We start from the raw sequence: 12648 nt of genomic DNA, 5'->3' as shown, positions 1-12648 counted from the left end.
GACGCCGGGTCTATCGTGGCGTGGCGGGGGCATCGCCCAGCGAGGCGAGGGCGAGTGTCGCGTCAACCGGCATGCCCTGCTTCAGCACGCCGGCGGTGTTGTCGACGGTGATGCGAATCCGGTAGACGAGCTTCGCGCGCTCGTCGGCGGTCTGCACGTTGCGCGGCGTGAACTCCGCCGTCGGCGAGATGTAGGTGACCGTGCCGGTGATGCCGGCGCCACCGGCGTCGGTGGTGAGCGTGGCGGGCTGTCCGACGATGATGCGTGGGACGGCCGGCTCGGGGACGTAGACGTCGGCCCAGGCGTGATCGAGATCGGTGATGACCACGACAGGTGCGCGTGGTGCGACCATCTCGCCGGTTTCCACCAGTTTCTTCGTCACGATGCCGCCGACAGGCGCGTGCAGTGTTGCGTCCTTCAGTTGTTTCTCGAGCGTGGCGATGGCGGCCACGCTCGTGGCGATGCGACTGCGCGCGACAGCGATCTCCTCGGGTCGCGATCCGGCGTTGACGCGCGCCAGCGTGGCGCGTGCGGCATCGACGCGCCGCTGCGCGGCATCCAGCCTGGCGGCGGCCACCTCCCGCCGCGTCGCGGCATCGTCGCGGGGCTTCTGCGCGCCGCTCCCGCGTGTCAGCAGCAACTCGTACCGTGAGAGATCCGAGGTCGCCGATGTCACCTCCGCCTGCGCGGACACGACGTCGGCCTGCGCCGCGTCGACCTGTGCCCTGGCCTGACGGACGTCCTCCGGGCGTGCGGCCGCCTGAACGAGCCGGAGCTGCGCCTCGGCCGACGCCTGCTCGGTGCGGGCGCGATCGATGGCCAGCGTGATGTCCGTGGGATCGAGCGTCAGCACGCGCTGCCCGGCCTGTATGCGATCGCCTTCCTTCACGTCGATCGCCATGACGCGTCCGCCGACTTCAGGAGCCAGCCGTACGTCGGTGGCTTCGACGTGTCCCGACGCGCGCAGCACGTTCGGATCCTCCGCGGAGCGACACCCCCATGCGCCGGCGAACACGAGTCCTGTCATGACGAGGATGGGGTGGCCGAGCGAGGAACGACGGATGCACGTCATGGCTGACGACCCTTCGGCGTGGCGCGTAGTGGAGCGAGCATGCGGCGCGCGGCGAGCTGCATGTGCGAGACGAGTTCGTCGGTGGCGACAGGGGCGAAGAGCGAGATGTCGAGACGGCCGTGCTTGGCGGCGGCGCGCTCGCGCACGGCGTTCATCAGCATCGGACCCATGATCGAGACGTACGCCAGCACCGGATGCACGCGGCGGAACTCGCCGCGCGCGGCCCCGGCGGCGAGGATGCTGCCGAAGGCGGTGAAGATCGCGCGCAGGTGGGCGAGCGTGGCGGCATCCAGGTGCGGCGCGCCGTCGGACATCTCGCGCAGCATGAGGGGCGGGAACCACGGCCGCGCCGCCTTCTGCGCGGCGAGCGTGGCGATGAAGCGCTCGATCTTGCGGGTGGGCGTGTCCCGACTCGCAGCGAGTTCAGTCACCCCGGCTTCCACCGCGCGCAGCATGTCGCCGACGATCGCGCGATAGAGCCCGATCTTGCTGGCGAAGTGGTAGTAGAGCATCGCCTTGTTGACGTGCGCGGCGCGGGCGATGGCGTCGACGCTCGCGCCGTCGAATCCATGCGTGGAGAACTCGTGCGCGGCGGCCTCGAAGATGAGGTGACGCGTGCTCGTGTCGCCGACGGTGGCCGGACGTCTGGTGGTCGGCGGCGGACCGGGCCGGCGCACGCGGCGGGCCGCGGTGGCCGCCGGTCTTGTCGCGCGAGCGGATGAGTGTGGGGGACGAGAGGTCATGCGATGAATTAACTAATCGTTTAGTTAGATACACCATCGACACCATGGAGATCAAGATGCCGGCGGGATGTGCCAGCGGCTGAAGCCCCTGGCTTCCGTTCGAAGAGAGCCCGCCGAGGCTGGCGGCCCGAGAGCCGGTGTCAACCCCTGGCGCAGACGCGGTGCATCACGGACGGGCGGTGTGGGCGGTGGCCCACTGGACGATGGCGTGTTCTGCCCAGTAGCCGTCGTGGTCCGCGCAGGGATCGCTCACGAACGCGCAGTGGCCGCCATCGTCGGTGATCACGACGCGCACGTGCGGATTGGACTCCACTTCGGGCCGGCGGAACTGCTCGGGAGGGACGAACGGGTCGTTGGCGGCCGTGAGGATCAGCGTGGGGACGCTGGCTCGCTCGACGACGCGGAGGCTCGATGCCTCCTGGTAGTAGCGGGACGCGGTACCGAAGCCGTTCAGCGGCGCCGTGAACGCATCGTCGAAGCCGCGCACCGTCCACACGCCTCTCAGCCTGCTGACGTCGTACACATCGGGGAACAGCGCAGCCTTGCGCCGCATGCGCGCGCGCAGGTTACGCATGAAGTTGAACTGATACAGCACGTTCGATCGGCGTTCGAGCGCATCGACGCACAGCGCGAGATCCATGGTCGGTGAGACGGCGCAGACAGCCTTCAACTCCGGCGGCGCGTCGGCACCGAGGTCGCCAGCCAGCTTCAACGTCAGGTTGCCGCCGAGTGAATAGCCCGCCACCACGATCGACCGCACGCGCTCGACGTCGATGAGGTGCCGCATGACCAACAGCGGATCGTGCGTGAGACCGGAATGGTAGAGCCCGCGCGACAGGTGTTCGGTGCCGCCGCAGTTGCGCTGATTGAGGCGCACCACGTTGAAGCCCGCGGCCCATGCCTTCTCCGCGATCCCGCGCATGTAGTGCGCGCGGCTCGATCCTTCGAGGCCGTGCAGCAGGAGGAGCGCTGGCGCCTCGTCGCGTGTCGGCTGCCAGTTGCAGTGCGCCAGCACGCGCGCGTCAGGCGCGGTGTCGAAGTAGCAGGCTTCGGCCTCCGGGAGCGCGGGCAGGGCGCGCGTGCGCGCCCACGCATAGATGGTCATGCGATGCCCACCGGACCAGCGGCGCGACGGGACGTACTCGGGAAACGGCAGCGAGACGACCACGGAGCGGTCAGAGCGCCGGCGGCAGGAGACGCGCGTCGGCGGAGTCGCCGTAGAGGGCCGGCACCGCGATGTCGCACAGGCGCATGTATACGGTCAGTTGCCCGCGATGGTGCACCATGTGCCGCACCACGTAGCGGGAGATGGCTTCGGCTCGCGTCATCGACGCGACGATGCGTCCATCGCGCAGCAGCGTCCATGTGGCGGCCAGATCCGGGTCCTGCGCGGCGTCAAGCGTGGCGTGCGCGCGGGCGACCGCCGTCGCGTGCGCATCGCGAATGTCGCTGGCCCGTTCCGGAACGTCGGGGCCGGGCCCTCCCGCGCCCATGTCGTACGACTCCGCGCGCATGAACGTGGGAATCCATCCGGGCAAGGTGGCGACGTGCATCGCGAGCCTGCCAAGCGAGTACGACAAGTCGTGCGGACGCCAGCGCAGGGGCGCGTCGGCCGTCGCGTCGAGCACCGTCCGCGTCAGCGAGAGTTCAGCGTCCAGTTGTTCGCGGAGGAGATGGCGGATCATGTCTCAGCCCACCCAGTATGGATCCGACGCCGCTGCCGGGCACCGTGCGGCCCAGTTCGAGCCACACGCCAAGTTGGCGACGATCGCGGCTGCCGGGTTCGACCTCGGCGGGAACGAATCCCGATGACGTCGTGATCCGGAGTTGCGCCGATCGACTCTGCTGTCCGGCGCGCAGCGACGGCGCGTCGATGATGGTGCGGACCACTTCGCCGGGAGACAGCCTCCACGTCGTTGTCGTGCCGCCCCACTGCGCGGTCACGTCGACGGGCACCGCGCCCGCACGGAGATCGAACGTGCGCAGCACATCGTCGGGGAACACGAGCGTCAGCATGACGGTCGAGGCGCCGCGCAGCCAGACGCCCGTCGGCTCGGGCCACGCGTCCTCGCCATGGACGAGCACGCCGACGCCGGCGTAGGTCTGACTACCGAGCACGGCGGGTGTCAGTGGTCGAGCGCTCGCATCGACGATGTGCTGCGGCGTGAGGCGGAGTCGCGGCGACGCCGCGGTGATGGTGGCCGACGCCTTGAACCCGACGAACCCGATGTCGACAGGCAGCGAGAACGTGCGCCCCCACGAGCCCGGCGGCTCCACGGACACGGACCACGTCTCGAGCGGAGGGCTCACGCGGCCCGCGTGGACGGCGAGCGCGCCATCGACGGCAGTCGGCGCGGCAGGGGCACCCGCACCCTCGGGTGGGAAGATGAGGTCGACGCCGTAGGTGCCCGCCGGGAGCGACAGGCGCCTCCCGAACAACTGCGTGGCGCGATCTTCGCGGCGATCGCCAGCCGCGTGGACGACGAGCGGGACCGACTCGGGAACGGTCCGCGGGTCGATTCGCGTCAGCGGATCGTAACGAATCGCCAGCGGCCGGTTCGCGGCGTCGTACTCGTCGAGGAGCCGCACGCGAGCACGTTCGTCGAGCGCCGGGGGCGGCGTGCTCGGTGCGCGCGCCGTTGCGCCGATCCCGGAGACGATGGCGGCAACGCCCACCACCAGCACCCACGCGCCCAGATACGCGTGTCGCACGGGTTGAAACCCGTGCGCTCCATCCGGACCGGAGCGAACGGGCTTTGGCCCGTTCGTCATGCGGCGGCCGAGAATGGCGCCACACATCAGGGCGACGCCGGCCCACAACAGGACGCCGATCCACGCCTGCGCGGGCGACTGACGCAGGAATGTCGGCAGTGTGGTCCACACGGGCGTCGATGGCGCGAGGTATTCCAGCACCTGCGACGATCCGTCGCGTCCTGCCACCAGCAGCAATCCCGTCTGGGCCACGGCGAGCAGCACCGTGAGCGCCGTACCCACGCACAACAGCACGACCTGCGCGGCGCGACGCACGGACTGGCCGGCACACGCCGCCCACTGCGCGGCAACAGGAACGATGAGCAGCGGCAGCGCCGACACGAGCGGCCGCCCGACGATCGCGCTGCCACCCCACCAGATGTGGAACGCGCCGACAACACCGAGCAGCCCCGCGAACACCGCCACGATCTCGATGGCCAGCCGTCGTCGCGGGCCACCCTGACGCCACAGTACCCACAGCCCTGGCAGCACCATCAGCAGCGCCGGCGCGAAGGCGACGATGCCGTACTCCTGATCGAACAGCAGGCCGGGCCCACCGGACGGCAGGTATTCCAGGCGTGTCTCACGCTGCGTGCCGTACGGGGCGGCGGGCGACCACGTGCCCCAGATCAGCTTGAAGAACAGGAACCATCCCGCGAGGCTCACCGCGTTGGGCACGACCACGGCACGCGTGCGGCGCAGCGCGATCCCTCGCGCGTCGCCGCGCGGCACCGGCAGCCACACGCGCAGTATCGTCACGAGGCCGAGCAGCGCGCCCATCACCACGTACTTCGTGCTGAACCACGGGAGGCTCGCGATGGCGAGGCCCGCCGCCCACCACGACCATGCCGGCCGCGTCAGCGCACTCGCCGCGGTCTCCCGCTGGGCCGTCAGCGCGAACGCGAGTGCCACCGCGCACGCTGCTGGTACCTCCGGGTACACGGCGAACGTGTTGAAGATCCACGGTGGTCCGAGCGCCATGGCCGCCCACGCGAACGTGGCGGCCGACGCCGATCCCGTGACGGTCCACGCGAGGCGCCATGCGGCGGTCATCGCGATGGCCGCAAGCAGCAGCAGCGCGTACACCACGAGGTCGTAGCCGCCGAGCGCGTACACCGGCGTCATGAGCACCGGCATGCCGATGGGATGGATGGAGTAGATCTGGCGATCGACACCGCGCGTGAGGTAGTGCGGCGCCAGCGTGCGATGGAAGTACTCCTGGTAGTCGCCGCGCGTGTGGTTGTTCTCGATGCGCAGATCGCCATCGCGCCAGAGGCTCTGCGCGATGACGAGATAGTGCGGTTCGTCGCCGCCGGGGAACAGCGGCGTCCGCGTGAACTGGCGCGCCAGTACCGCCGACGACAGCAGGCTCGCGAGCAGGACGGCCATCGAAACGCCGAATGCCGAATGCCGAATGCCGAATGGCAGGGTCGCGCGCGGACGCCGTTCGCGATCGTGCGGCGATTCCACGGGTGAGGCCGACGCACGCCACGTGTCGACGGCGGCCCAGACGGCGAGTGCGGCGAGGACGGCCCACGCGAGACGCGCACCGGGACCGGCAAGCAGCATCAGCGCGGGAAGTCCGTCTGCCAGCCACGGCAGGAACGGGAGACAGAGCAGCGCCGCGCCGGCCAACACCGACGCGACCGCGTCCACGACAGCCGCTGCACGGGTCCCGTCTGCGTCGTCCAACGGGCCAAAGCCCCTTCGCTCCAGAAGGATGGCGAATGATCGCGCGAGTCGTAGCGTTGCGAGCGTGACGATCGCGAACAGTGCTGCGCCCGCGGCGACGCAGAGGCCGAGCGTGCCGAGCGATGGCAGCATCGCCACGCGCACGGCTTCCGTCGGGCCCTGCATGCGGTCGATCGAACCGAGCGAGGCCCAGTAGCCGAGACCGGCCGCCGCCCCACAGGCAGCGGCTGTCACGGAGCGTCGGATCATTTCGGCGAGAAGTCGACTGTCGGGACCTCGCGCGCTGCGGCGGGAGCTTCGAAGTACTTCCACTCCTCGAAGCCGAAGATCTTCGCCGTCATGTTGGCCGGGAAGCTGCGACGCAGCGCGTTGTAGGCCTGCACCTTCTCGTTGTAGCGCCCGCGTGCGACGGCGATGCGGTTCTCGGTGCCCGACAATTCGTCCTGCAGCCGCATGAAGTTCTCGTTGGACTTGAGCTGCGGGTAGTTCTCCACGACCACGAGCAGTCGTGCGAGCGCCGAGCTCTGTTCGTTGGCGGCGGCGATGGTCTCGTCGGGCGTGCGGGCACCAGACAGCTTCTCCCGCGACGCGGCGATGCGATCGAGGATGTCCTTCTCCTGCGCTGCGAAGCCCTTCACCGTGGCCACCAGGTTCGGGATGAGGTCGTTGCGGCGCTGCAACTGGTTCTCCACCTCCGACCACGATCCCTTGATGGCCTCCTGCTGCCCCGTGAAGCTGTTGTACGAGCAGCCGCTTGCGGAGAAGAGCGCCAGTGTCAGCGCCGCGCGCTGCCAGAAAGTTCGTCGATTCATCGTTGTCCTCACGTCCACGTAGACCCTCACTCCCGCACGGCTCACGCGCTCACCAGCGCGCGCCGCCACCTCCGCCACCACTCATCCCGCCCCCGAATCCGCCGAAGCCGCCTCCGCCGAAGCTCCCGCCTCCGAAGCTGCCTCCGCCGAATCCACCCGACCGACCACCGCTCATCCCAGTGCCCCAGCCGCTCCACGACGGTCCCCACATCGAGTCCGCGCGTCCGCGCCGCCGATGACCCGACCCGCCGCCGCCACGGCTCGACAGCCACAGGAACAACACGAACAGCAGGATGATGACCCAGAGCGGGATGCCCGTACCCTGCCGGCGCGCGGGTTCGGGCCGCGGCAGATCGCCCAGCGAGACGTTTCGCTCCTTCGCAATCCGCTCGGCCACCGTCGTCACACCGGCCAGCAGGCCCTCACCGTAGCGTCCTTCGCGGAACAACGGCGCCATGACCTGCCGGCTCACGCTGCCCGCGAAGCCGTCGGTGATCGCGCCTTCGAGCCCGTACCCCACTTCGATCCAGACCGCGCGATCCTTCGGCGCGAGCAGGAACAGCACGCCCGCGTCCTTGTCCTTGTCGCCGATTCCGCGCCCGCCGTTCTCGAACCACGTCACGGCCAGTTCACGCTCGTCGGCGAACGGCGCGATCGCGTCGCGGGTGGCCACGACGATGGTGTCGCCCGTGGCGGCGTGGAGTCGACGGATCAGGTCGTCGAGGCGTGCCTTGCTGGCGGGATCGATGACGTTGGCGAAGTCGTTGACCGGCTGCGTGAGCGCCGGCAATGCCTCCTGCGCACGCAGTGGTGCCGACCACACGAGCAACCCGACCAGCATCGTCAGGCTTGCCAGCCACGCTCGCATCAACGCGCGTCCTCGGGGCTCCACGTATCGATGGCCTTCACGAGGCCGTGCACCGCGTCGAGGTATGGCGGATACAACTGCACGGCTTCGCTTGCGTCGAGCGTGCGGTCCTCTTCGATCCGGAGCAGGCGCGCGAGCAGGTCGGCGTCCACGTGCGCCACGCGCGCGACGTGCGCCGCGAGGGCGTCTGGCGGAAGTGGGCGCGGCGCGCCGGTCACCAGCGCGAACGTCTGCACCAGCGCCGCGAACGGCCGTGCCGACGCCACGATGAGGTCAGCGATCTCGCTGGCGCGATGCCGCGCCAGCAGGAAGCCCTCGCGCAGGTGGATGGCGTGCGACCGCGCGTTCACTTCGCACGCGCGACGCATGTCCTCGTCGCCGACGGTGAGCCCGGCGAACGGATCGTCGCCGCGCACGACGATGTGGTGCGCGATGATGTCGCCGTACTCGAGCGGGAACGCGTCGAGGCTGTGGCCGAACTCGGCCATCGGCATCAGAAGTGGCATGTCGAGCCCGTGCGCATGCCAGTCGCCGGCGCGTTCGGCGCCGGCCGCCAGGTCGGCGTACGTCAGCGAGTCCACGAGCGCCAGCGTCTGAATCGGCGCCGAGACCGCGCGCGGGTGCGGACGCGCGTGCGTGCCGAACATCACCACGGCGCGCAATCGCGCCCCGAACATCCCCGCCAGGTCGTCAGCGAGTCTGGCGGCAGCCTGCAGCGCGGTCATATCGTTCGATTGTACTAACAGCGCTGCCTCTCCCCGTCCTTGGCGCTCGGACGGTGGCTTGGCCGTCGTACGACTTCACGTAGGGGCGACGCATGCGTCGCCCCTACACCCGGTTGCCCGGTTGCCCGGTGCGCGGCCCACGGTTGCCGGTTGCCGGTTGCCGGAGGACAATGGCGCGCCATGCGGTTGCGCGAACTGCACGTGGGATGTCTTGGTGGCGGCACCGGACTCCCGAGCCTCCTCGGCGGGTTGAAGACCAACCCCTGGCTGCAGGTCCATGCCATCGTCACGATGTTCGACAGCGGCGGGAGTTCCGGCGTGTTGCGCGACGAGCTGGGCGTGCTGCCCCCCGGCGACGTGCTCAAGTGCGCGCTCGCGCTCGCACGCGACGAGGGCGAGGCGCGGCGTGTCCTGCTCACGCGACTGCCCACGCTCGAACACCACCGGCTCGGGGGCCATACCGGCGGCAACTTGCTGCTGTCGATGATGGAGCAGTTCAGCGGCGACTTCCTGGCGGCTGTCGATGGCCTGCGTGCGGTGCTCGGCTGTCGCGGATACGTCTGGCCCGTCAGTACCGAGAGCGCCAGCCTGTGTGCCGAGTACGGCGACGGATCCACGACGAGCGGCGAGGTGGAGGTCGATGCCGGCCAGGCGGCGGGACAGTTCGTGCAACGCGTGTGGCTGTCGCCGGCCGTCGCGATCCATCCCGCGGCGCGTGATGCCCTCGCGCGCGCCGATGCGATCGTGATCGGACCGGGCTCGTTCTACACGAGCCTGCTCCCGCCGCTGCTCGTCGACGGCGTGCGAGACACGCTGCAGTCGTTCCGCGGCCCCGTCGTGCTCGTGGCGAATCTGCTCACCGAAGGGCGCGGCATGCGGCACTTCACGGCAGCCGATGCGGTTCGACAGATCGCGGACGCGATCGGCCGCCCTGTCGACGCCGTCCTGTTCAACGTCGGCCGCCCGCCCGCCGACGTGCTCGACCGCTACGTCGCGGAGGACAAACACCCGCTGCCGCTCGGCGACATCCCGTCAGGCGTCGAAGTCGTGGAAGCCCCGTTCTGGCACGGCCCCATCGCCCGCCACCAACGCCGGCGCCTCGCGTACGCCGTCTGGGGAGTACTCGCACGGCGACTGCTATAGGGACGCTGTGACAAGGGAAAAGTCCAAAGGGTAACGGACAAGGACAGCGAAAAAGACGGAAGCATCAAGGGAAACGAGCGAAGGCTCGGGCAGCGGCTTTTCACGCTTGGCTTCCACCTTGTGCCCTTCGCCTTGAACCTTTGTGGCTGTCCTTGTCCGTTACCCTTTGGACTTTTCCCTTTTCTGTGCTGCGGGCAGCATTGCGACTGCGGCCGCGCCGATGGCGGCCAGGGTCATCAGCAGCAGGAAGCCGGGGCGATACGTGCCCATGCGGTCGCGCAGGCCTGCGACGAACATGGGCGACAGCGCTTCGGCGAGCCCGTCGGCGGTGAGGACGAAGCCCATCACGCGGCCGAGGCGCTGGACGCCGAACAGGTCGGCGGCCATCAGCGGGATGATCATGTAGTCGCCGCCGAGGCCGATGCCGAACAGCAGTGCGAACACGTGCAGCATCGTCCACGACTCGGCCAGGAGCAGGAGCGGAATCGAGCCGGCGACGATGACGTAGATCAGGAGCATGACGTACTTGCGCTGCCAGCGATCGGCCAGCCAGCCCATGAGCAGGCGGCCGATGATGCTGCCCGCGAGCACGAGCGACAGGATGCGCGCTACCTCGCCCTGCCCGTACTGGTGATCGAGGCTGAGATAGAGCTTGAGGTTCTGCATCGTGCCGCCGACCGCGCCGATCGAGCACATGCTGCCCACGAGCAGGAGATAGAACGCGGGCGATCGCAGCACCTCGCCGAGCGCCGGCGCGGCGCGCCGCTGGACCTGACTGGCGAGGAACGACGGCGGTGCGTCCTTCACGAACCAGGCGAGCGGCCACGCGAGCGCGATCATCAGGAGCCCGAGTACCTGCATCGCGCGCTGCCATCCGAACGTCGTCGTGAGCCAGTACGCGACGCCCGGGACGACAGTGCCGCCGATGCCGATCCCGAGGTAGGCGAACCCCATCGCCTTGCCGCGCGCGGTGGTGAACCAGCGCGACAGCAGCACCTGCACCGGCAGCGGCCCGCCGAACACGTAGCCGAGCGCGTTGAACAGGTAGCAGATGTAGAACGCGGCGAGCGTCGACACCATGCCGAGGCCCACCATCGCGCCGCCCGCCATCACGATGCCCACGAGCAGCAGCCGCCGCGGACCGTAGCGATCGATCAGCCAGCCCGCGATGTAGCCGAAGAGCGGCCCGACGATCAGTTTCGCGTAGGCGTTGCCTGACGTGACCTGCTGCCGCGTCCAGCCGAAGTCCTGCACGAAGAAGTCGTAGAAGAACGTGAGGCCGTACAGGCCGATGCCCACCGCGGAGAACAGCGCGGCGAAGGCCGTCGCCGCGGCGATGGTCTGGCCGCTGCGGGGGACCTCGACGTCTGCCTGCGCTTCGGGCGCGTCCTGCACGTGCACGCTCATGCGCTGGCCTTGGCGGCCTTGAGCGCCGCGTGAACGGGGTGAGCCGTGTAGAACGGATCGAGCGGGAAGCAGCCGGACACGAGGCCGTTGCGCGGCGCCGTCGTGCAGTCGCTGAACGTGCGGCAGATGGCCTTGCGCTTGAGCGTGGTCCCGCGCAACACGTCGAGTGGCAGGTCCGGATACGACAGCACCATGCGTCCGAGCCCGACCAGGTCCGCGCCGCCGCCGCGCACGACGGCCTGCGCCACGTTCGGCAGCCACTCCTGCAGATAGCTGTACGCCGAGCCGACGATGCGGAGGGCGGGGAAGTCGCGCTTGAGCGCCGCGGTGACGGCGATCTGGCGGCACACGCCGATCAGCGGATCCTCGGGCGGTTGATAGCCATCCGACGGCGGGAACGTCGCCGGTCGCTGGATGTGCGGGTTGTAGTACGGGCTGCCCGCCGTGAGACACACGAGGTCGATGCCGAGATCCTGCAGCAGCGAGAGGAACGCGCGCGTATCCGTCGTGTCGGGCAGGTCGGCCGATCCATCCCATCGCCCGAACGCGTATGCGTAGTCGTCCTGTGACGCTTCAGGGACGCCGATGTCGTCGGCGCCCTTGCGGAAGGGCGTCGTGTCGAACGCCGAGAGGCGCACGCCGATGGCCAGACCCGGCGCGTCGCGCCTGATGCCGTTCACCGTCTGCCGCAGCAGGCGGGTACGTCCCTCGAAGTCGCCGCCGAACCGTCCTTCACGCGTGCGGGCGCTGAGCAGTTCGTGCCCGAGATAGCCGTGGCAGTGCTTCACGTCGACGAACGTGAAGCCCGCGCGCTGCGCCAGCACCGCCGCCTGCACCAGCCGCGCCGACAGATCGTCGAGGTCATCGTCGGAAAGGACGGGGACCGGTGCGTCGGGGCTCACGCGGCGATCGAGCAGGGGATGCGCGTACGCGGCCAGCGGCTTCGGGCGCTTGTCGGGATCGGGACGCGAGTAGCGACCAGAGTGCGTGAGCTGCAGGCCGACGACCAGATCGTCGGTGTCGAGGCCGGCATCACGGTGACCCGTCAGCAATTCCTCACGCAACTGGACGAGGTCCGCCTCCGACGATGGGCCGAGACACAGTTGGTTCGGATTGGCGCGGCCGTCGTGCCTGACGGCGAATGCCTCGCCGCCCCAGATCAGCTTCGCGCCGCTCTCGCCGAAACGGCGCCAGCGGCGCAGCGTGAGGTCGCTCGGACGTCCGTCGAGCGTGCCGTCCCATCCCTCCATGGGCAGGATGCAGAAGCGGTTGCCCGCGCGCCCTGCCGACGTGTCGATGGCCGCCGCCAGCGGAGAGTCTGGCGCGGCTTCGAGTTCCGTGTCGAACGGCAGGACCGCCTCGAGCGACGCGACGTGCGCCTGGAACTGCGGGGCGGTCTTGAGGGCGGCAATGCGCGGATACGTGCGGGCCATGC

Annotated in this window: 11 protein-coding genes; 1 reads left to right on the top strand and 10 read right to left on the bottom strand. The window is 69.5% G+C overall.

All coding sequences use genetic code 11. The features are described 5' to 3' along the window. Positions 1-10: 10 nt before the first annotated feature. The 8 genes from IT182_13150 to IT182_13115 all read right to left on the bottom strand — a co-directional run bounded on the left by IT182_13150 (position 11) and on the right by IT182_13115 (position 8663). A complete protein-coding gene (locus tag IT182_13150; protein ID MCC6164289.1) occupies positions 11-1072 on the bottom strand; it encodes an HlyD family efflux transporter periplasmic adaptor subunit in 1062 nt (353 codons plus the stop codon). Further along, the gene (locus IT182_13145; protein ID MCC6164288.1) at positions 1069-1815 is read right to left on the bottom strand and encodes a TetR/AcrR family transcriptional regulator; all 747 of its coding nucleotides are present in this window, start codon (positions 1813-1815) and stop codon (positions 1069-1071) included. The genes IT182_13150 and IT182_13145 overlap by 4 nt, the downstream gene beginning before the upstream one ends. 166 nt (positions 1816-1981) lie before the next feature. Beyond that, positions 1982-2983 (bottom strand): alpha/beta fold hydrolase, encoded by a 1002-nt coding sequence (locus IT182_13140; protein MCC6164287.1) that lies wholly within the window; start codon positions 2981-2983, stop codon positions 1982-1984. A 7-nt stretch (positions 2984-2990) separates the two neighbouring features. After that, positions 2991-3500: a DinB family protein gene (locus IT182_13135; protein ID MCC6164286.1), complete on the bottom strand. Its 510-nt coding sequence runs from the start codon at positions 3498-3500 to the stop codon at positions 2991-2993. After that, on the bottom strand, positions 3463-6507 hold the full coding sequence (locus IT182_13130; protein ID MCC6164285.1) for a hypothetical protein: 3045 nt from the start codon (positions 6505-6507) through the stop codon (positions 3463-3465). The genes IT182_13135 and IT182_13130 overlap by 38 nt, the downstream gene beginning before the upstream one ends. Further along, entirely contained in the window at positions 6504-7070 is a 567-nt protein-coding gene (locus IT182_13125; GenBank protein MCC6164284.1) for a LemA family protein, read from the bottom strand. The genes IT182_13130 and IT182_13125 overlap by 4 nt, the downstream gene beginning before the upstream one ends. Positions 7071-7119: 49 nt before the next feature. Further along, positions 7120-7941: a TPM domain-containing protein gene (locus tag IT182_13120; protein ID MCC6164283.1), complete on the bottom strand. Its 822-nt coding sequence runs from the start codon at positions 7939-7941 to the stop codon at positions 7120-7122. Then, positions 7938-8663: a hypothetical protein gene (locus IT182_13115; GenBank protein MCC6164282.1), complete on the bottom strand. Its 726-nt coding sequence runs from the start codon at positions 8661-8663 to the stop codon at positions 7938-7940. The genes IT182_13120 and IT182_13115 overlap by 4 nt, the downstream gene beginning before the upstream one ends. 180 nt (positions 8664-8843) lie before the next feature. Here IT182_13115 and IT182_13110 point away from each other — a divergent pair, with 180 nt between their 5' ends. Beyond that, entirely contained in the window at positions 8844-9806 is a 963-nt protein-coding gene (locus tag IT182_13110; GenBank protein MCC6164281.1) for a YvcK family protein, read from the top strand. 159 nt (positions 9807-9965) lie between these two features. On the opposite strand, the gene IT182_13105 is transcribed toward IT182_13110, so the two are convergent. Then, positions 9966-11213 (bottom strand): MFS transporter, encoded by a 1248-nt coding sequence (locus tag IT182_13105; GenBank protein ID MCC6164280.1) that lies wholly within the window; start codon positions 11211-11213, stop codon positions 9966-9968. Then, positions 11210-12646, bottom strand: coding sequence for an NADH:flavin oxidoreductase (locus IT182_13100; GenBank protein ID MCC6164279.1), 1437 nt, complete (start codon positions 12644-12646; stop codon positions 11210-11212). Before IT182_13100 ends, IT182_13105 begins: the two co-directional genes overlap by 4 nt. Between the last annotated feature and the right edge of the window lie 2 nt (positions 12647-12648).

Source organism: Acidobacteriota bacterium (assembly GCA_020845575.1).
Lineage (GTDB): Bacteria > Acidobacteriota > Vicinamibacteria > Vicinamibacterales > Vicinamibacteraceae > Luteitalea.
Note: the sequence above shows the minus strand (reverse complement) of the source record. Positions and strands in the feature narration are given on the sequence as shown.